The organism is Deinococcus humi, assembly GCF_014201875.1.
In the GTDB taxonomy this organism is placed as follows: Bacteria; Deinococcota; Deinococci; order Deinococcales; family Deinococcaceae; genus Deinococcus; species Deinococcus humi.
This window is the reverse complement of sequence record NZ_JACHFL010000017.1, coordinates 41,886-61,425: the sequence shown is the minus strand read 5'-3', so window position 1 is coordinate 61,425 and position 19,540 is coordinate 41,886. Positions and strand designations below refer to the sequence as shown.

General features: G+C 62.4%; 14 protein-coding genes and 3 pseudogenes. 5 read left to right on the top strand and 12 right to left on the bottom strand.

Annotation, left to right across the window (positions count from 1 at the left end; translation table 11 throughout):
- Positions 1 to 6 precede the first annotated feature (6 nt).
- The 7 genes from HNQ08_RS21650 to HNQ08_RS21620 all read right to left on the bottom strand — a co-directional run bounded on the left by HNQ08_RS21650 (position 7) and on the right by HNQ08_RS21620 (position 8,300).
- Positions 7 to 1,521, bottom strand: coding sequence for an FGGY-family carbohydrate kinase (locus HNQ08_RS21650; protein WP_229790168.1), 1,515 nt, complete (start codon positions 1,519 to 1,521; stop codon positions 7 to 9).
- On the bottom strand, positions 1,518 to 3,134 hold the full coding sequence (locus HNQ08_RS21645) for a fucose isomerase (protein WP_184136773.1): 1,617 nt from the start codon (positions 3,132 to 3,134) through the stop codon (positions 1,518 to 1,520). The genes HNQ08_RS21650 and HNQ08_RS21645 overlap by 4 nt, the downstream gene beginning before the upstream one ends.
- Positions 3,131 to 4,090 (bottom strand): ribokinase, encoded by a 960-nt coding sequence (locus HNQ08_RS21640; RefSeq protein ID WP_184136771.1) that lies wholly within the window; start codon positions 4,088 to 4,090, stop codon positions 3,131 to 3,133. Before HNQ08_RS21640 ends, HNQ08_RS21645 begins: the two co-directional genes overlap by 4 nt.
- A gap of 75 nt (positions 4,091 to 4,165) precedes the next feature.
- The gene (locus tag HNQ08_RS21635) at positions 4,166 to 5,131 is read right to left on the bottom strand and encodes a dihydrodipicolinate synthase family protein (protein ID WP_184136769.1); all 966 of its coding nucleotides are present in this window, start codon (positions 5,129 to 5,131) and stop codon (positions 4,166 to 4,168) included.
- A 103-nt stretch (positions 5,132 to 5,234) separates the two neighbouring features.
- A complete protein-coding gene (locus HNQ08_RS21630) occupies positions 5,235 to 6,107 on the bottom strand; it encodes a carbohydrate ABC transporter permease (protein WP_229790169.1) in 873 nt (290 codons plus the stop codon).
- Positions 6,104 to 7,015, bottom strand: coding sequence for a carbohydrate ABC transporter permease (locus HNQ08_RS21625; RefSeq protein WP_184136767.1), 912 nt, complete (start codon positions 7,013 to 7,015; stop codon positions 6,104 to 6,106). The genes HNQ08_RS21630 and HNQ08_RS21625 overlap by 4 nt, the downstream gene beginning before the upstream one ends.
- A gap of 4 nt (positions 7,016 to 7,019) precedes the next feature.
- Entirely contained in the window at positions 7,020 to 8,300 is a 1,281-nt protein-coding gene (locus tag HNQ08_RS21620) for an ABC transporter substrate-binding protein (protein ID WP_184136765.1), read from the bottom strand.
- Between the two features lie 259 nt (positions 8,301 to 8,559).
- Here HNQ08_RS21620 and HNQ08_RS21615 point away from each other — a divergent pair, with 259 nt between their 5' ends.
- Positions 8,560 to 9,291, top strand: a complete 732-nt coding sequence (locus HNQ08_RS21615; protein ID WP_184136764.1) for a FadR/GntR family transcriptional regulator — start codon at positions 8,560 to 8,562, stop codon at positions 9,289 to 9,291.
- A gap of 1,701 nt (positions 9,292 to 10,992) precedes the next feature.
- Here HNQ08_RS21615 and HNQ08_RS21610 read toward each other — a convergent pair.
- Complete coding sequence (locus HNQ08_RS21610; protein ID WP_229790170.1) at positions 10,993 to 11,982, bottom strand: diacylglycerol/lipid kinase family protein; 990 nt, start codon at positions 11,980 to 11,982, stop codon at positions 10,993 to 10,995.
- Between the two features lie 550 nt (positions 11,983 to 12,532).
- Here HNQ08_RS21610 and HNQ08_RS27600 point away from each other — a divergent pair.
- Positions 12,533 to 12,772 (top strand): annotated as a pseudogene (locus HNQ08_RS27600) (cation:proton antiporter domain-containing protein); the annotation flags it as partial.
- A gap of 102 nt (positions 12,773 to 12,874) precedes the next feature.
- On the opposite strand, the pseudogene HNQ08_RS27595 reads toward HNQ08_RS27600, so the two are convergent.
- The 3 genes and pseudogenes from HNQ08_RS27595 to HNQ08_RS27590 form a co-directional block, all read right to left on the bottom strand.
- Positions 12,875 to 13,225 (bottom strand): annotated as a pseudogene (locus HNQ08_RS27595) (response regulator); the annotation flags it as partial.
- Between the two features lie 462 nt (positions 13,226 to 13,687).
- A complete protein-coding gene (locus HNQ08_RS21600; RefSeq protein WP_184136760.1) occupies positions 13,688 to 15,223 on the bottom strand; it encodes a hypothetical protein in 1,536 nt (511 codons plus the stop codon).
- Positions 15,224 to 15,764: 541 nt separating this feature from the next.
- Positions 15,765 to 16,119, bottom strand: a pseudogene (locus tag HNQ08_RS27590) (DDE-type integrase/transposase/recombinase); the annotation flags it as partial.
- A gap of 235 nt (positions 16,120 to 16,354) precedes the next feature.
- Between HNQ08_RS27590 and HNQ08_RS21590 the strand changes: the two are divergent.
- On the top strand, positions 16,355 to 17,326 hold the full coding sequence (locus tag HNQ08_RS21590; RefSeq protein WP_184136756.1) for an HD domain-containing phosphohydrolase: 972 nt from the start codon (positions 16,355 to 16,357) through the stop codon (positions 17,324 to 17,326).
- Between the two features lie 289 nt (positions 17,327 to 17,615).
- On the opposite strand, the gene HNQ08_RS21585 is transcribed toward HNQ08_RS21590, so the two are convergent.
- Positions 17,616 to 17,912 (bottom strand): hypothetical protein, encoded by a 297-nt coding sequence (locus HNQ08_RS21585; protein ID WP_184136867.1) that lies wholly within the window; start codon positions 17,910 to 17,912, stop codon positions 17,616 to 17,618.
- Here HNQ08_RS21585 and HNQ08_RS28335 point away from each other — a divergent pair.
- Together HNQ08_RS28335 and HNQ08_RS21575 are read left to right on the top strand one after the other, a co-directional pair.
- Entirely contained in the window at positions 17,866 to 18,378 is a 513-nt protein-coding gene (locus HNQ08_RS28335) for a DDE-type integrase/transposase/recombinase (RefSeq protein ID WP_184136755.1), read from the top strand. The two genes, HNQ08_RS21585 and HNQ08_RS28335, sit on opposite strands and share 47 nt — an antisense overlap.
- Positions 18,379 to 18,606: 228 nt before the next feature.
- The gene (locus HNQ08_RS21575; RefSeq protein ID WP_184136753.1) at positions 18,607 to 19,320 is read left to right on the top strand and encodes an alpha/beta fold hydrolase; all 714 of its coding nucleotides are present in this window, start codon (positions 18,607 to 18,609) and stop codon (positions 19,318 to 19,320) included.
- Positions 19,321 to 19,540 lie beyond the last annotated feature (220 nt).

Genomic DNA, 19,540 nt, shown 5'->3' with positions numbered 1-19,540 from the left:
GAATTCCTATGAACGGGAGAGTGCGTGAACAACGGATCTCGTAGAGGTGTACAGCTCACGGTAGAGGGGGTAGAGCCGGTCATAGGCCGCTTTGGCGGCTGCCTCCGGCACCACGAGCTCAGCTGGCTGGATCCAGCCTTGCAGGTCCTCAGGCGCGAGAACACCCGCCGCGCGGCCTGCCAGAAAGGCGTCTCCATAACTCGCTCCAAGGCTCACCTGGGTCATCTCCTGCGCCACGCCCGTGACATCGCTGACGATCTGGAGCCAGACCCGGCCTTTCGTGCCGCCGCCCACGGCAATCACCCGGCGGATGTCCGCTCCAAGATCCCGAAAGGCTTCAAGGTTGTGCCGGATCCCAAACCCGACCCCCTCCAGGGCTGCTCGAAACAGATGCCCGCGCGTGTGCGCCAGCGTCAGGCCAGCAATCACCCCGCGGGCCTGCGGATCGTTGATCGGCGTTCGCTCACCGCTGAAATAGGGCAGCATCAAGAGACCATCCGCGCCTGGGGGAATCCGAGCAGCCTCGGCAAACAGCGCCCCGTAAGCTTGTTCAGTGGGGAGGTCCCGCGCAAACTCGTCCGCCATCCAGCGGGTCAGGCTGCCGGTGGTCCCCATGCCAGCAGCGAGATTCACCTGCCCTGCAAAGGCACCGCCCACCGACCACACCCGTGGATCAGGAGTGGATAGAGGCTGTACCAGGACGAAGAATGTGGTGGATCCGTACATGACCATCAGGTCGCCGGATTGGGTGGCGCCAACACTGATGGCTTCGGCCAACGCGTCTACCGTACCCACCGCAACCGGCGTCCCTGGAAGCAGCCCGGTCAGTTGACCGGCTTCCGATGTCACCTCGCCCGCCCGCTCATCACTCCAGGCCAGCTCTGGTAGCAGGTCAAGCCCGCGGTCCGCCAGAACGGCCGGACAAAAGGTCTCGGACCACTGCCGCGTGCGCGGGTCATAGAGGGGCATGAAGTGTGCGCCTGTGTGGTGGTCCATCACGTGACGCCCAGTCAGACGGTAGACCAGGTAGCTGCTTGCAGTGGTCAGGGTCTGGGTTCTGGCCCAGACATCCGGCTCCCGCTCGCGCAGCCAGCGGATCTTGGGGCCGATGGCCTGGCTGGTCAGCGCCATCTGGCTGTGCGTGAAGAGCAGCTCTTCCCCTAGTTCATGGTTCAGGGCGTCGATCTGGGCCCCGGCGCGGGTGTCTATCCCGTAAAGGATGCCAGGACGCAGGGGCTGGCCATGCTTGTTCAGCGGCAGCAGCGTTGGCCCGATGGCGCTGCACGCCACTCCCATCACCTGAGTGGGGTCCACCGTCTCCAGGAGCGCCCGGATCAAACTCTGGGCGTCGGCCCACCACACCGCGTCGGCATCCTGCTCCACCTGCCCGGGTGCAGGCATGGAGACCCCGTGGGCCACCACGTGCTGGGCGATGATTTGACCGTCCAGGGTCGTCAGGACGCCTTTGCTCGAATAGGTGCCGACGTCGAGCCCCAGCAACACGGGGCCCCGCACCGTCACGCCCTGGCCTCCAGCCCACACAGATGCACCCTGACCCCGAGGGTGTCAAATAAGGTGGCCTTGACGTTCAGTGCTTCCACGGCCCGTTCCCGGCTGGGGGCGTAGGCCACCTGGATGTGGTTGGCCTGATGCTGGGCCATCATCTGATCGCGACTGACCCCTTCGAGCACCGCATTCATGATCGGCCACTGAGGATTGGTGTGGGCCCAGCGGCGCTGAACTTCAGCTTCCAGCAGCGCCACGGCCTGGCCCAACCCGAGGTCGACGTGCAACTGGCCGCTCCTGACATAGACCCGTGACCAGACCAGCGCGCCCGGCCGACTTTCTCCTTTGAGCGTGCCGCCTCCCTGCGCAAAAAACATTGGGGGCTGGCGCTCACTGGATGCGCCCGCGTATCCACCTTTGAAATGCGAGGCTGGGGCGGCGCCGGAAATCATGAAGACCCAGACGAACTGTCCCTCATGGTCCTCGCCCCACCGGATGTCGTGGAGCGTGTTGGACGGGTCCAGGCCCAGGGCAGTCCAGACCTGATGGGTCAGCAGCCCGTCAACCGCCGCCCCCTCGTCGACCTCGTTGAAATGGGGCAGGGCCTGAGCGGGATACAGCACCTCTCCCGTCCGGGCATCGTGCACCGGGGGCCGATCAGGATTGTTCAGCAGGCCTTCGGCGAGGTCGCTGGCCGGTGCCAGGTCTTTGAGGCCCTGCTGATACTGGATGCCGATGGCGTCACAACCAAACTGGGCAGCGATGCGCACGGCCGCGACGTACATCCTGAGCTGGTCGAGCGTCTGGGCGCGCGTCAATTCTGCTGCGTGATCACTCCCCCAGACAAACTGCATCCCGCGCTCTGTCAACCAGTTCAGGGCCGCCAGGGCCTCATCATCGGTGACCTGCTGCATTCCGGCATACAGGGCGGATTGGCTGAGCCGCTCCTTGTAAATCCCCAGGGGGTTGAGCAACTCGTCGTCGACGATGGCGTTGTACATGCCCATGCACCCTTCATCGAAAATGCCCAGGATGGCTTGCCGCTCCAGCAAGGCGTGGGCCAGCTGGGTTCCCAGCGCCCGGTGTTCTGCAGGCACCGCCTGTGCGTCAAAAGGACGGACATGCGATAGATCGTGGGTCACCCGGCCGGACTGAACCCACTCGGACAGCCTGGAGACAAAAAAGTCGTCCTTGAAGTTCTCACTCCAGAGCGTGCTGTAAGCGATGCCCATCTTGGTGAGGCTGCCGTTGAGATTGAGCAGCCCCACCAGCCCTGGCCATTGCCCACTCCAATTCGCCACGGTCAGAATGGGACCGCGGTGGGCGCGCAGGCCGGCCAGGACATGGTGGCTGTATTGCCATACCGCTTCCGCGACGATGACCGGGGCATCTTTGGGGATCTGCCTGAACACGTCCATGCCCATGCGCTGCGAGGAAATAAAGCCGTGATGTTCATGGGGATCGACCCCGTGCGCCCGGGTCACGCGTACCCCCAGCGCCAGCAGCGCCTGGGTCAGTTGCGCCTCCAGTTGCGCCTGGGCTGGCCAGCATTGCTGGTTGGCGGCGAGGCGCATGTCGCCGTTGGCCACCAGATAAGCTTCGGTCAAGGGGAGCGGGGAAGTCGTCATAGGTTCTCCAAAACAAGGGCAGCAGGCAGGTCGCCTCCTCCCTTGGCAGTCAGCGGGGCGTGTTCCACACGGGCGGTGGTGAGAAGCTGCTCGATGGCCGGCGAATGCGGCATGCTGATCTGTGCGCCAGACCGGGTGCAGGTCAATGCCGCGGCCGCTGAGGCACGCTGCGCCGCCGAGGCAAGGTCCATATGCGGGAGCGACGCCACCAGTACACCCACGAAAGTGTCACCGGCACCGGTGGTATCCACCACCGGAACGTTGAATGCCGCAGTACGGTGAAACTGTCCATTAGCCCAGACAGCGGCGCCGTCGGCACCCAGGGTGACCACGATGGCGTGGGGTCCACGCCCAGCCATCACCTTGAGCTGGCTCTCCAGATCACGCCCCACCTGAGGCCCGCACAGCGTCTCCAGCTCACCAGCATTCACAATCAGCAGGTCGACCAGTCGGAGCAGTCCATCATCCAGGGCTTGTGCAGGCGCCGCGTTCAGGGTGATGTGCACCCCGGCACGGTGCGCCGCCTGAGCAAAGGCGCAGATTGCGTCACGGGGACTTTCGAGTTGCAAGATCAGGTGCGTCACCCCGCCCAGTTCCGGCAAGTCCGATGCCTGAAGAGCGCGGTTGGCGCCGCTGGACACAGCGATGGCGTTTTCTCCATCGGCACCAACGGTCACGAACGCTGCTCCCGTCTGGTCCGCAACGGAGCGCAGGTACGCCGTGTCAATGCCCTCCGCATCGAGGGCCTGACGAAGCTGCTGGCCATGGTCATCGGTCCCCACACACCCCACAAAGCACACCCGAGCGCCGGCGCGCGCACTCGCCACGGCCTGGTTGGCTCCTTTTCCCCCCGGACTGACCCGGTAAGGGCCACCCAGCACGGTCTCGCCTGGAGACGGCAAGGCCTGCACTTGCACCGCGAAATCGATATTGACGCTGCCCGCCACCAGGATCACGGGGCACACCTCGGGTCAGGACCGCGTGCCCCACACCTGATGAACTGAAGCGAGCGGGGCAGAGGTTCCGCCCCCTCAGACTGCAGCGTCATGCACCGGGGCACCAGCCAGCGTGAGGCCGTCTTCCGACAGGGTCTGGGCGAATCTGTCGAGCTCCAGAATCAGGGCGTCCCTCTCCTCAGCAGTGAGGTTGGGCAGGGGCAGGCGCGAGGGCCCGTTGGTCAGGCCGCGCCAATCCAGGCCGGCCTTCAGATAATCGATCCGGCCACCACCCCGAATCATCCGACTGAACTCACGGATGTGCCGTGAAAGGGCCAGGGCCCGGGCCGTCTGCTGGGCGTCCAGAGCGGCAAAGAAGGCCTGAAACAGCTCGGGAACCACACCGCCTGGGCCGGAGACCAGGCCGTGCCCGCCACTGGTCATGAATGGGTAACACAGATCGTCTGCACCGGCCAGCACACTGAGGCCTGGGACCTCGAGCAGGGCCAGCAGGCGATGCATGTCGCCGCTGGAATCCTTGATTCCCGCGAAGTTCGGCTCACGGCGCAGTTCAGCGATGCTGGAAGCCGACATCGAGTTTCCAGCGCGCTGCGGGATGGTATACGCGTAGACCGCCAGGTTCGGCAGGGCCCGGCACACCGTCTGGTAGAAGGCCAGGAGCGCCGCCTCTTCATAGCCGTAATAAAAGGGGGTGACAACGGCGACGGCTGGCACCCCCTGGGCCTGGGCATGACGGCTCAGACGCAGCACTTCATCCAGCGTGGCCGCGCCAGTGTGCGCGATGATTTGCGTCACTGCGGTGCCGATGGACTGGACGCCGCGTACCACCGCTTCCAGCAGGGATTCACGCTCGTCCAAGGTCAGCAGCGCAAACTCTCCGGTGGTGCCGCCAGGAAACAGTGCCGGCACATCCTGCGCCGCGTAGAAACGGGCCACGGCTTCGGCCTGGGCGAGGTCCACGCTGCCTTGGGGCGTGTACGGTGTGACGATCGGGACCACCAGGCCGCGGACGTGAAAGGCAGAGGAAGCAGTATGGGTCATAAACACCTCGGTGATGCAAGGAAAGGAGAAGGAGGCCGCGGGACCACGCCTGGCAACTCAGGATGTGTCAGGTGTGGTCCCGCAGGTGGGACTTGATGTGCGCTCAGCCCTTCATGGCGCCGGCGGTCAGACCCTCGACCAACTGGCGTTGGAAGAAGATGGTGCCGACAATGACCGGCAGGCAGACCAGGGTGGCGGCGGCGGCCAGGGGGCCCCAGTTGGCCTGCTCGAAGCTCAACATCCCGTAGACCGTGACCGGTAGGGTCTGTGAGCCGGGACCACCCAGCACGGCTGCGAAGAGAAAGTTGTTCCAGGACTGAATAAAAGCCAGGATGATCGCAGCCACGATGCCGGGTTTCACCAGGGGGACGGCGATGAGAGCGAAAGATTGCCAGGCATTACAGCCGTCTACGGTGGCCGCCTGTTCAAGATCGGGCGGCAGGGCCTCGAAAAACCCGATCATGATCCAGATGATCAGTGGGAGGGTAATGGTGATGTGCAGCAGGGTAATAATCACCAGTGAGTCGCCCAGACCGAGCCGTTTGGCAATGATGTACCAGGGAATCAAAAAACTGATGGCCGGGGTAATGCGCGTGATGAGAAAAAGCGTGCCCAGACTGGTGAGCCGCCAGCGTGCGATGGCATAGGCGGCGGGTAGGCCAATGGCCAGGCCGATGGCCGTGGCACACACGCCCACCACCAGGCTGTTCCAGGTGTACTGCAAAAAGGGCATCCGGCGCATCAATTGGCTGTACCACTCGGTGGTGGGTTGAGCCGACCAGAAGGTGGGTGGGTTGGAACTGATTTCCACCTGGGTCTGGAACGACATCGAGATCATCCAGTAGAAGACGAAGACGATGGGAACAATAAAGAACGCAGAGATGAGCAGAGGCAGCAGGTGCGCGGTCAGCGGGTGGGGACGGGCTTTACGGCGGGGAGCCGTGGCCGCAGGAGGACGGACTTCCGTCACCGTCATGAGCGGTCCTCCGCGAGTTTCCGTGCGCGGATCAGCAGCAGGGTAATGCCCAGCACCAGCACCAGCAGCGCGATGACCATACTCGATGCGTACCCCATGCGGAAGTAGTTAAAGCTCAGGGTATACAGGTAGAGGTTGATGGTCTCGGATGCCGTTCCAGGTCCACCCTGGGTCATCGCGTAAATGGTGTCGAACAGTTTCAGCGTATCGATGGCGCGGAACAGCAGGGCCACGAACAGTGAGGGCATCAACATGGGGAGCGTGATCCCCCAGAAGGTCTGCCAGGCATTGGCACCATCGATCTTGGCCGCCTCGTAGGGTTCGGTGGGCAGGGTGGCCAGGCCAGCCAGGGCGATCAGCATCACGAAAGGGGTCCACTGCCAGGTGTCCACCAGGATCAGTGCAGGCAGCACGCTTTTCTCGGCGTAGATCCACTGCTGGGCATTCAGCCCCACGGACGTCAGAAAGTGGTTCAGGACACCGGTTTGAGGGTTCATCATCGTGACGAAAATCAAGGAGATGGCGACGGGCGTGGCCACCACCGGGAACAGGGCCATGGTCCGGAACAGGCCGCGCCCGAAGAAATGCTTGTTCATCACCAGCGCCATCGCCACCCCAAGGACCATCTGCAGGCCGACCGAGCAGACTGTGATCAGTACGGTCCGCCCCAGAGACTGCAGCGCGCGCTGGTCTCGCAGCAACTCCGCGTAATTGGCCAGTCCGATAAATTTCGGAGGATTGGGGCTGGTGATGACCCAATTAGTCATCGACTGGTACAAGGTGTAGCCCAGTGGAAAGGCAATGACCAGGACCGTCAACAGCAGGGCGGGGAGGACAAACAGGAGCGGTGCGGCCGGTCGGCGCCTCAGGCGCCGGAGGGACGTGCCAGGCAACGGCGAGGTGGTCATCTCATTACTTGGCGCTATCCAGCGCGGTCTGGAAGTCCCGGTTGGCCTGGTCCAGCGCCGGCTTGGAGGCTGTGCCCTGGATGGACTGGACGATGGCGATGCCAACGGTATCTCGCATCTCCTGAACCGGTGGAACTTCCGGGAACGCAGGTTTGGCCACCTTCAGGGCGTCGAAATAGGTTTTGGCCCAGGGAATGGTCTCCAGCGGCTTGTTGCTGGCGGCAGTCCAGCTCGACTGGCGCGGTGAGGTCACGCCGTTTTCCACCAGATTCTTGTCAAAGGCGCGGTTGGTGGCCCACTGCATAAACAGGAAGGCTGCGTCCTTGTTGCCGCTGCGCGAGGACATGGCCAGGGCGTTGTAGGTGGCCGGGGCCAGGCGCCCAGGCAGCACGGCGTAGCCCACCTTTCCGGCAACCTTCGATTTGGTTTTGTCCTCCAGCTGAACCGCAAAGCCAATCCCGTCATTGAACATGGCCAGTTGCTCTTGCTGGAAAAGCCCCAGCACTTCGCTCCAGTTGTAGCTGACCACGCTGGGTGGAGCGTACTTTTTCAGCATGGCGCTGTACCAGTTCAGCGCCTTGACCCCCTGTGCGCTGTTGACTGTGGAGTTGCCCTTGCTGTCTACCCACTTCCCGCCAAAAGCCTGGAGTGGGAACGCATAAGTGTAGGCGTTGGCGTTTTTCAGCCCACGTGCGGCGTAGCCATACATCTTGCCGGGCACATGCAATTTCGCGGCGGCGGCTTCGAGCTCATCAAGTGTGGTAGGCACCTTGAGGCCAGCCTGCGCGAAGAGATCCTTGCGGTAGTACAGCACCTGCACATCTGCTTTCCAGGGCAGGCCGATAATACGGCCATCCGTGGTTTTCACAGCCGTGCGGGCGGAGGTGAAGAAGTCATCGAAGCGGTAGGTGGGGTCGAGTTTACCCTCGACCATGTACTTGTTGAGCGGTTCGTACCAGCCGGCCTGAGCAAAACGGGCCTTTTCGACGGTCAGGCTTGAGTCGAACACGTCGACGGTCCGGCCGCCTGACGCAAAGTCAATGGCCAGTTTCTGCCGGGCCTGTTGCTCGGGCAGCACACTCAGATTGACCTTGATCCCACTGAGTTTCTCGAATTCCTGCACGCGGTCTTGCAAGATGTCGGACCAGGGGCTTTTGACCACACTGACAGCAATGGTCTTACCTTTCTGAGCCTGCCAGTTAAAGGCCTGAGCATGGGCAGTGGCAAGGACGCCTGAGCCGCAGAGCGTCAGGGCAGTGGTCAAAGACAGAAAAGAACGCGACATAAAGACCTCCAGGAACAGAAAGGGGTCTGGACGGCCCGCTGCGGGCCGTCACAGTCCAGCACCGACAGTACAGGCGGCTAGGAATTAAACGTACTATCTTTGTATACGGGAAAGACCAAGTTTTGTCAAATTTACGCGCTGGTTTTTTGGAAAACTTTGTGAAAGACAGCGAATTCGCGTCGTTGTCTGGATGAGGCCGGATTCCCAATAGGTCATACCTATATCGACAAAACACCCACGGATGGATTAATCTGGAGACGTGACCACCAAAAGCATCAGTCGCCGCCATCTGGTTCAGTCGGAACTGACGCGCCGGATCGTGACCGGACACGTTTCGCCGCTGTCGCGTCTTCCGAAAGAAACGGAATTGGCCGAAGAATTTGACGTCAGCCGCGTGGTGATCCGGGAGGCCATGAAAGTCCTGGCCGAAAAGGGATTGATTGAGATTCAGCAGGGGCGTGGGACCACCGTCAATCCTGCCCACCGCTGGAATCCTATGGATCCGCAGGTCCTCATGCATCTTGGCAACGGCTCGTCGTTCTATACCGTACAGGCCGAACTTCTTGAAGCGCGTATGGTCTTTGAGGTCAAGTTGGCCGGATTGGCCGCCACCCGCATGACTGACCGCGACCTGGGTCATATGGAAAACCTGCTCCGCACCATGGACCAATACCTGGATGACCCGGACCGATTTTCCGAGCTGGACGCAGAATTTCACGTGACCCTGATTCAAGGGGGCAAGAACGCGATTCTGGCCAAACTGCTGGAACCGGTCCACGACCTACTGAAAGTGGGGTTTCAGCAGACCATTCTCAAACCCGGCGCGGCGCAGCAGGCGCAAGTCTTTCACTGGGCCATCTTCGATGGCCTGAAGCGGCGCGACCCCGTCGCCACGCAGGAGGCGGTGCAACGACATCTCATCCGCGCTCAGGAAAATCTCCAGGCACTGGGCGAATGGCTGAATCCAACGCGTGAGGGCAGCAGTGCGTGACGCTGGCGTAGCCGGCTGTCCGAGTTCTGGCCACTGAACCTCGACGAGGGCCTGGACCTCAGCAAGACGTGAAACGTCTTGCCCCACCGCTGAATTGAGAAGCGGACCTTCGCTTGGCTGGGTCAATGTAGCCGTCTGTCGAAGGACGACGAAGCGTTGCCCGAAACGCCCGAAATGCTGATGTCCCTGGCCACGATTCGACCGACGCTGCGCCGCTTGGTTCGCGGTCCTCCAAAAGGGGTGAGCTACTCTTGAACGATGGCGCCCCAAGAGCTGCCCTTCCATGAGCTGTTGACGTTGGGTGGGTACGCTGTTGGGCTTCGAGGCAACCTCTGGGCGGTCAAAGCTCGGGACGGCACACCTGTGCCCCTCCCAGAGTATGTTGCGCCTGGGCTAGTCGTTCTCCTGGAACGGGTTCCAGCCGATTTTGACCACGAGCTCAGGAGCCTCCTGCAAGCCCAGGGACTCAATGGACAATTCGCCGGGACCTTTCCCTTACCCATCATTCTCCGCCTTGGCCTGGAATGGCCGAGTGAACGTTGGCAGGGGCTCGCCCTCACCTGGGTTGAAACGTTACAGTGCGCCCCTCAGGTCATGAGCGCCTTGGAGGTGACGGCCGTTGACGGCCGGACACAGCGCCATCGGCAGCGGGCCAAGCGTCTCTTGAAGCACGCTCGAAGACCTGAGTAGGCCTTCCAGAGTCGAATGGAATAGTGTGTCTGCGAGCCTTCCAGAACGGTAAAATACGCACTTTAGTTGGCTGCTTCAGGCAGAAGCCATGAAGCTTCCTCCACGTCAGGCTCAGGCTGCTCAGAGAGCTCCAGGGCAAAATGGCGCCAGCTCAAAAAGCATCAGCCCGGCCAGGTGAAGCCGGATGTTCCGCCCCAGCAGCACACTGGGGCTTTTTTCTGGCCAACCGTGCGGCACTGCAGCGACGTGGCGGGCACGGCTCCTGACTCAGGCATGGGTGGCAGTGCCCTTTTGGTTGTGACTCAGGCTGGCAGGTTGGCTTGTCGGTGACCACCTGCACCTGGTCCACCAGTGCGTGCGCCTCCCTCAGGATGACCTGATACCAGGCCTGGGCACTTGCCAGCGCCGCCGTGGCTCTTTCCTGCACGATCTGCAGGAAAGAGTGACTCCAGCCGGGCATTGCGGGAATTCTTCAGATCTCGTTCGCGCTGTAGGCGATCAGCGGCGGCAGTGAGGCCAGGGCAGTCGCGGGGATCTACCGACAGCCCATTGAAGGCGTGCCGCTTCGGGAATGAGGCGACCCACCGGAGAATTCTTGCCTGCTCCAGGGCGCTCGTAAGGTCCTGAAATGCCTGCCCACTCCTCAGGCAGAGATCGGGCATAGGCTGTCCCCCACAGTGGCGCTGACCGGATGAACCCTGGCCACAAGTCGCCTGATGAACACGCCCCATCGTGCGCCGGCGCTGAGGCTTCTGTTGCCATGGGCTGGGGGCACGGCGGGACCCACGCGATCAGGGTGTGCCCTGGATTGGCTGGCACGTTCTTGTCACCGACGCTGGTTCTCACACCTGCACTGACCCTGGAGCTGGACTCGAATGAGGCCGCTAAGCCGTACGCCAGACAGTCCAGAGCAGCAAGAATGCGACCACCGCCGGGGCGTGCGGCTGTGGGCCATACCGCGTCAGCACACCAGTGCCCAGCTGCGGTGATTCAGCGTGTCCTCAGGGCAGCTCAAGTGTCCAGATCCGCTTTCCTGACCGGTGTCAGGAAGCGGACGGCACCCGGCACGATGCTCGCTGTGAAGGGTGTCGTCTCGACGTGCAGCTCACCGTCGTATTGCAGGGGAAAAGGATCGTCAGCCCCGACTGTCACCGTCTTGGCCTCCAGGGTCTCCAGGTTCCCGCTGAACATGGGATCTCCGAGATTCAGCTTGGCCCGAACGGAGTCAATGATGTTGGGCACTAGGCGCAGAATGTTCCCGGCCTTGATCAGCACCACTGTGAGCTTGCCGTCACTGGGACTGATGTCCGACGTGATCGGCAGGCGGTAATTGGCCATACCGAAGTTCGCAACCATCACCCCGATGCCCTCAAATGAGCGGAGCTCGCCATCAATGACGAGGTGAAAGGTGGTCTTCTTCGGATTGACCTGGCGCATCGCGCTCATGACGTAGGCGAGTTCACCGTATTTCTCCTTGAGGTCTTCGGAATCGCGGATCATCGCTGCATCCGCGCCCGCGCCCGCAAGCATGGCAAAGCCGCTCTTTTCGCCCCTGACCTCAATCTCGCCCAGATCCACCCGCACGCTCTGGCCAGCCGCCAGAACGGCCGCCAGTTCGGCAGGGTTGTTCGGCAGATTCAGGTTCCTGGCAATCAGGTTGGCGGTGCCCGCCGGGTAGGCGAGAATGGGCACGTCCGTATACCGCGCAGCGTAGGCCAGACTGCTCACCGTACCGTCACCACCTGCTCCGACCAGAAGATTGAAGTTCTCCAGATCGGCAACGTATTGACTCATCGGCGTGTCCTTGACCAGTTCACGCTCAGTGACGTCCGCTCCGGCCCCCCGGACCAGGCTGACGAAATCGGGGAGGGTACTTTCTCCCTGGCCACTTTTGGGATTGAAGACCAGCAGCACCCGCTTGCCTGCCAGGGCGGAGAGGGGATCAGGGGAACTCGCAGCGCCGGGGGAAGCGAAGGGATCTGCCATAAGTGACCTATTCATATGCCTGAAGGGAAGCTGGCCGTGGTGGACAACTTTTCTGCTTCTTTAGAGTTCACGGGTCTCCGCGGGCTGTGGGCCGACTCGAGTTCCACCGGAATATGATTCTCAACCTGCTTCCACAAAGCCTCTGTACAAGGGTGGTGACAAGATGAGCCACCTCACACCTGGCGGTCCTGCAGCCCTGACGCGCTTCATCTGGGAACCGGACGTTCCTGCGGCTGGCACGGGCTCGGTGTAGATCTCCCAGGTCCCGCAGAAGCGCCGCCCTCCTCAAAGACCGCCGCCACCGACACAAGCGTAACCCGCCATAGCTGGGTGGATCTTGATCCGCCTGCGGCCATTCGGGACGCTGCCCAGGCCGCCAATCTCCCTCTGGAAGGCCCGGCGTTCCGGGACGCCCTGCAAGCGTTTATGGACTGGGAATTTCCACCGGAATCCCAGCACACACCCTGACACTCAATCATCCATGCCTCAGGGCCGCGGATCAATCGCCAGCCACCTTCTCAACCGACTTTTAAACGCTCGTTTTTGTTGACACCCTTGACGGTTTTTGAGGGAGCCCATTCTTTTGGACACAGGACTGATTCTGCTGCTCAGCCTGCTGGCGAGCAAAGTTGGTGGGCGTCTGGGCCTGCCCGGCCTGCTGCTGTTTTTGACGATCGGCATGATTGCGGGCAGCGAGGGTCTCGGTGGCATCGAATTTGCAAACTACGAACTGACCCAACTTGTGGGCCTGATCGCCCTGGCCTTCATCCTCTTTACTGGTGGCCTTGAGACCCGGTGGCACACCACCCGGCCGGTCCTGTGGGCCAGCGTTTCGCTGGCCAAGCTCGGCGTTCTGCTCACCACTCGCCTGTGGCTGCGAATGACGCAATATCGCCCGCACGCGGGCCATCAGCTCCCCGAACACAAAGGGCTTGACCAGGTAATCGTCGGCCCCGGCCTGAAAGTGGGCGGTCCGCTCACCCACGCCGTCGCGGGCGGTCAGGACCAGCACGGGCGTGTCGCCACGTTCGCGCACGGCTCGCAGGACAGCGCTGCCATCCAGACCCGGCAACCCCAGATCCAGAATGATCATGTCGGGGGCGAGTGCGGGCGAACTGTTCCAGCGCCTCGCCGCCTGAGCGGGCGCGCACGGCAGTAAAGCACTCGTATCCGAAGCCAGTTCCAGCAGCTCACCGATGGCCGGGTCGTCTTCCACGATCAGCACGTTGGAAGATCGCGGCGGGGGCAGTTCGGCCATATCCGCTACTGTAGCGGCGCACAGAACGGCACGGGAGGACTGGACCGATGGAGCGTCACCGGACCGCTCTCAAGCGATGCTGGGCTTCTCTTTCAAACGGCCATACTCAGGATTGGTTTGTGAAGGACCGCATGAAAATGGTGGCAATACCCCGGTTTCGTTTCCATACCTCCAGGAGTACAGCAACGCCTAGACCGGCCAGACCATGCGCGACGCCTTTGACGATGGCCTGTGGAGCGGATGGGCATGGTGGATTTCACCCGCACGGACCTGCTCGCCCGCATTGAGGTTGGACAGGCCTCCTCGCCAAGTGACAGAAGGTCCGGTTCCCGTTGGTCGCTGGAACAGTGCCTGAGACCTCAAGTGCTTGGGCGCCCGACGGACCAGGAGCAGGTGGAGGAGCAGCGGATGAAGGAGGTCTTTGAGACTTCGAGGTGAGGCCGTATTTGAGGCCGCAAGTTTTTAGCGGTCGGGGATGTAGGTGGAGCCGCCGATGTACAGCAGGTTCTGGTCGTAACGCGCGAAGAACAAACGCTGTTGCTGGCCGTTCGCCCCCTTGAGGGTGATGCTATACCCGCTGACCGCGTAGGTGCCGCCCGTCTTGCGCGTGCTTCCCGCCACCACGCTCGAGCTGCTGACACTGCCAAAGCTGCCGCCGCTGAAGGTTCCGTCAGGCTGGAAGGTGTAGGTGCCTCCGCCCGCCACCATCACGTCGCCACCCATCGCTGTGTTGCCGCCGCCCGAGATGGTCTGGAAGGCGCCACTGAGCTTGGTCCCGGCCGGCAGGGGTTTTGGGGCTCCCTCAACCTCAAAGGTTTCGGTCCCGCCGTCGCCCCAGCGGATCACGAAGTTGTTGCCCTGACGGGTCCACCTGCCCCACTTCTGCGGTTCGAGCTGACGCGACAGTTTGTAGTTGAAGCTGCCCGGCGCCCAGTAGGGGTCATTGTAGACGGTGCCATCCTTCAAAAAGAGCGAGACTGGGTAGGTGGTCAGGACCATGCCGCCCACCCCGATGCCGGTGGATTGCTCCATGTACGCGCCCAGGATGTCGTTGTCCTTCAGGCCCTGTCCGGCGGCCACCAGGAACTTCTCCGCCGGCTGGGCCTTAAAGCGCCAGCCCGCGTCCACGACGGCGACGGTGGACTTCTTGAGCTGGGCCGTCTGTGCCGGGCTTAGGACCACGCAGTTCTCCAGGGTAATGCCCGTGTCGTGGTCAAACTCGCGCACCCGCCCGGCGACGGTCACCTGACCCTTGGGTGGGTTGTCGGCGTCATTCGCCATGTCATAGCAGTACACGTCGAAACGCGCCGCACGCCGGTCATCCTCCTGTGTGATGGAACGTGACCGCTGCGTGGTGCCACTCACGGCGATGACCGTGCCCAGCGACTGCAACTTCTTCAGGCCAGCAGCATCCTGCTCTCGTCCCGTGGCTTTGCCCAGCGGCGCGAGGGTCTGCGCCATGAGCGAGGAGAGCTGCGCGACGCTGTAGACCGCTACGTTGCTGCTGGAGGGGGAGGTCTTGGCCGCTGTACCCGTTGCCGCAGTCGTGCTCGACCCACTGCCTGGTCCCAGGAGGGTCGTGAGATTGGGAATCTTCTTGCGAATGTTGAAGGTGTCGGACGCGAAGATGGTGGCCACTGCTGGGCATGACTGGCCAGGAGGTCCCAGTTTTTGCAGTGCAGCGTCGAGGGCTTTGAGGTCATTCGCCAACCCCTGGCGGAGCTGTGTCAGCGTCTCTTTGCCGAGCTTCTGGCCCAGTTTTGCTTCGAAATCGGCTAGATTCTGCGTTCCTACCCAGGTCGTATACGCCTGCTTGACCTTTGCAGCGCTGGCTGGGTCACGCTTGAGGCAGGTATCGCGCAGGTAGCCCACACTCACGTACAGGGCATAGGCCGTGCCAAGATCCTGCAGTTCAGTGGCACTCTGGGCGTGGCCGCCAGGCCACAACGAGGGAGCGAGAGCCAGGCCTGCGAGAAGCGCCGTACGTCTGGTCTGCATGCTTCACCATAAATGGGGAGAACTTTAGATCCCAGAAGAGAGTGGGGAGATGGACTTGGGGACGTCTTCATGAACAACGACAGGGCGCCTGTAGCCGAATTAAATCCTGCCGCGATCGTTCATTTCACGCAGGACAACTACGCGCCACCTCTACCTTGGCCCAATTTCCTGGCGAAAAGGAGAGACAGTCGTATGGTCCCCGTACCTGGCTCCCCGCGCCTGCCGCCTATGCCAACTTGGCTCCGCATCCTTGGGGTCGCGGTGTGACTCGTGCCTGGGATTGCGGCCTTGGTGGTCTTCGCCCTGAGCGTCGAGGATGCGCGAATGTAGTGGAAGCGTTGTCTACACGGCTCTGGTACACGGCTCTGGCAACTCAACCTCAGCGGGGCCAGGGAACGCAGCAGGCGGCTTGCTTCTCAAGCCGCCTGCTGCATCGCCTCTTACTCCAGAAAAAGTGCTGCGGTCTGGTTGCTTCGTCGGACTGAAGCAGGCACGGTGGAACGAGTGTGCTGTGGAGGTTCGAGACGTGGGCGTGCAGGGCGAAGCAGCTGCGGGCAGCTACTGTGTCTCGGTGTGACTGGAGCCGGATATCGAGCACGGCACCCTCCCCGTCCACGGCCCGCCACAGCCGGTTTTTGGCTCCGCCAACCTTGATGCACCCCTCGTCGAGAGGCCACCGGGACCCCCGCCTCTGTGCCCGGTGACGCAGACCTTCGACGAAAAGGGCGCTGAACTTGATGCACCACTCGCGGAGGCTCTCGTGGCTGACCAGGGTGCCGCGCTGGCGCAGCAATGCCTGCACGTCTCAGTCACTCAGTGGAAAGCGGTGGTCAAGCCAGACGGCGTGCCTGATGATGGTCACCTTTGAACCGGTAGCGGTCAGGCGTTGCGTCGGTCCCGGCGGGTCACCCTCCCCCCACCCAGCGAAGGCAACACAACCTTATTTTTGCATTCTCTGACGAATCAGGGCGAGGCCCTCGAACCTGAGTCAATCCCCAGCTGTTCAGTCAATCCGCGCGCCCCCCGCCGCCAGTGTCAGCAGCCAAAAGCCAAGAACCAACTCAAAAAGTCACCCCAATGTGTAAAGACTCTGGCATGCGACTGAGATAGATGCAGGCCTAGACTCCGTCCATGGCTCACCTGACGCCCACGGCGCTTGGACCTGCGCCCGAATATCGGCGCCTGGTGGAAGAAATGCCGATCATGCTCTGGACGGCTGACGTTGCGGGACGCTGGACGCATGTCAATCGGCGCTGGATCGAGTACACCGGCGTCATCGGAGAAACCACGGGGTTTGGCTTTGAGGAGGGCCTGCATCCTGAAGACGTTGCCCCCACCCTGGCAGTCTGGACCGAGGCCATCCGCACCGGGCAGCCTTACGACATCGAGTACCGCCTGCGCGATCAGGCTGGGGGCTACCGCTGGTTCGTCGTGCGTGGCCGTAAGCTGGCTGCGCCTCTTGCCGACGACGTGGCCTGGGTGGGCAGTTGCAGCGACATCGATGAGCACAAGCAGGCCGAACTCCAGGCTCTGGCCGCGCAGCGCGCAGCGGTACGCGCCCTTGGGTTGGCGCTCGAAACGCGGGACGGGGACACTGGCGGCCACACAGACCGGGTGGTGCGCCACGCCCTCAGCCTGGGACGGGCGTTGGGCCTGAGCGCCGAGGACCTGACGGCGCTTGAACTGGGGGCCTTGCTGCACGACGTGGGCAAGATCGGTCTTCCAGATACGGTGCTGCTCAAACCAGGCGCGCTGGATGACCAGGCATGGGCGCTGATTCGCAGTCATTCTGCTGAAGGTGAACGCTTTGCCGCCGCCCTGGGCTTCCTTCCCCCAGCCGCGCTGGCCGTGATCCGGCATCACCACGAGCGCTGGGACGGCCAGGGCTATCCTGATGGTCTGGCCTGGGACCGGATTCCGCTGCTGGCCCGCATCTTTACGGTGGTGGATGTGTACGACGCGCTGGTAAGTGAGCGGCCTTACAAGGCTGCTTGGACGCCTGCGCAGGCCCGCGAGGAGATCGCACGGCAGTCAGCTCTCCAGTTCGATCCCCAGGTCGTCGATGTGTTCCTGAGTTCGACACCCGTGCCTGAAGAGAGGTGACGGCAGTGATGTGCAGCGCGCACCTGAAGCGGTCCAGCCGGTCTTTCATCTGCCTTTCCTCTCCCACTGGCTCTGGCGGCGCATGGAGCAGATCCCGCCCCCTTTGCTGAGTCTGTTCGCTGTTTCTGTTGACTTGTCCCACTCCGAGCGTGCTTTCACTGAAACAGCACACTGCTTTCTGGCGTGCTGCCGTATTCAGTGAAGGTCTGCATGAACCCTCCTCAGCGCCAATTGACTCCAGTCTGGTAGCCGATGGTTCGTGTCTCTGTCAGAGGACTCATGTTGTGCGCTATTCATCTTTGAGTGATTGCCCTGTCAATCGGTTCATGTCCCACACTGGCGTATGGGCCATCAGGGGCCCCAGGACGAAACAAAGGGGCAGGAGCAGCTCCACCGCTACCAGGTGCTGGATACCCCGCCCGAGATTGAGTTTGATCGCATGATCCGGTTTGTCAAACAGCTGCTCGACGTTCCAGTCGTCCTCAATTTTATGTCTACGCGCCGAACCCGGCTCAAATCCAGCATCGGCACCAATATCCATGAGATGGACCGGGCCAACGTCTGCTGCAACGAAACCACCGACCACGGCGGCACCCTCGTCATCGAAGACCTGCCACGAGACCCTCCGCGAGTGGTGCATCAAGTTCAGCGCCCTTTTCGTCGAAGGCCTGCGTCACCGGGCACAGAGGCGGGGTTCCCAGTGGCCTCCCGACGAGGGGTGCGTCAAGGTTGGCGGAGCCAACAACTGGCTGTGGCGGGCCGTGGACGAGCACGGGTTCGTGCTCGATATCCTCCAGCGGCACCCGGACACTGACGCGGCGAAGACCTTGCTGACGCTGGTCCTGGGAGAAGACGATGTTCCAGAGGTCATCCATACCGGCGGGCTCTGTCGCGACGGAGCCGCGACTCGAGTGAGACCGAGCTTGGTCCATGTCGCCCATCAACAGGTGCTCTCTACAGCCAGGTGTCACCACGTTCTTGAACAAGACCACCGAGCGACACGGCAACGAGAGCGAAGTCGGCAGGGGTTCAGGCGACGGAAATGCGCTTGAGCGTTCCTGAAGTTGCACGCTCGAGTGATCAACCTCCACCATCACTCCCGCAGCAGTGTTGACGCCGCAGGGCGAAGAAGCAATCAGCAACGCCGGTTCCAGACGTGGTCAACCGTCGCGGCAGGGATGGTCTGAACTTGAGACCACACCTGCTTTCTGCCTGCTGAGAGCCCAGTTCAGGCAACACAACCACCCGAAGAGATCCGCTCGACGAGGGTACAATGGGATGTGCCCGACAGACCGACCCTCGTGCTGCTTCCCGGCGCGTTGCAAGCCAGCGCCTCGCTGACTCCGCTGGCTTCCGCCCTGGCCCCCTTCGCCGACGTGCTGCTCCTCGACCTTCCCGGTCACGGTGGGCAGATTATCCCGGATGTGCTGCGGTCCTGGGAGATTGCGGCAGCCGTGGTCACCGAACTCGACCGACGGAACGTCGCGCGGGCCCACGTGTTCGGCTACAGCCTGGGCGGCTACGTGGGGCTGCTGCTCGCCCGGGCGCATCCCGAACGGGTGGCCGGGGTGTTCGCGCACGCCACCAAACTCGCCTGGACCCCCGAGGTGGCCGCCCGCGAGGTCCGCGGCCTGAACCCCGACCGCATCCTGGAGAAAGCCCCTGCCTTCGCCGCTACTCTCCAACAGGCGCACACACCGCAAGACTGGCAGCTGCTCACTCGGCGCGTCGCCGACCTCCTGACAGAGCTGGGAGAGAATCCGGCAGTGACCGATTCCGTCCTGCGAGCCTTGAAGGTTCCGGTGCAACTCTCGCTCGGCGATCAAGACCGCATGGTCAGCCTAGAGGAAACAGTCGCTGCTTACCGAGCACTGGCCCGGGGGCGCTTGCTCGTGCTACCGGGCGTCACACATCCTTTCGAGCACGCCGTGCAGGAGCGCCTCGCGCCTGAGATACACGCTTTCCTCCAGGCCGCAGAAGAGGTCCACGCGTAAGCTATTGGGGAATTCAAGCCCAATGACCACTGGTTGATCCGCCCTGACCTCGTCGGCAGACTGAGCCTGGTCAGTTGTGGCAAGTGGTCGGGGTAGGGTGACGCGGGGCTGAGCGGTCAGAAACTTCCCGGCTATCGGTCCCCCCTCGCGGTCATGGGGTACGCCGCAAAAGCTGGATCACCGGTTTACGATGAGCTACCCGGATATTGAAGAACCTCTT

Excerpts from the sequence above, each read along its gene's own strand:
- HNQ08_RS21645 (WP_184136773.1), bottom strand. The coding sequence starts at position 3,134 with ATGACGACTTCCCCGCTCCCCTTGACCGAAGCTTATCTGGTGGCCAAC.
- HNQ08_RS21635 (WP_184136769.1), bottom strand. The coding sequence starts at position 5,131 with ATGACCCATACTGCTTCCTCTGCCTTTCACGTCCGCGGCCTGGTGGTC.
- HNQ08_RS21630 (WP_229790169.1), bottom strand. The coding sequence starts at position 6,107 with ATGACGGTGACGGAAGTCCGTCCTCCTGCGGCCACGGCTCCCCGCCGT.
- HNQ08_RS21625 (WP_184136767.1), bottom strand. The coding sequence starts at position 7,015 with ATGACCACCTCGCCGTTGCCTGGCACGTCCCTCCGGCGCCTGAGGCGC.
- HNQ08_RS21620 (WP_184136765.1), bottom strand. The coding sequence starts at position 8,300 with ATGTCGCGTTCTTTTCTGTCTTTGACCACTGCCCTGACGCTCTGCGGC.
- HNQ08_RS21610 (WP_229790170.1), bottom strand. The coding sequence starts at position 11,982 with ATGAATAGGTCACTTATGGCAGATCCCTTCGCTTCCCCCGGCGCTGCG.
- HNQ08_RS21600 (WP_184136760.1), bottom strand. The coding sequence starts at position 15,223 with ATGCAGACCAGACGTACGGCGCTTCTCGCAGGCCTGGCTCTCGCTCCC.
- HNQ08_RS21590 (WP_184136756.1), top strand. The coding sequence starts at position 16,355 with ATGGCTCACCTGACGCCCACGGCGCTTGGACCTGCGCCCGAATATCGG.
- HNQ08_RS28335 (WP_184136755.1), top strand. The coding sequence starts at position 17,866 with ATGAGATGGACCGGGCCAACGTCTGCTGCAACGAAACCACCGACCACG.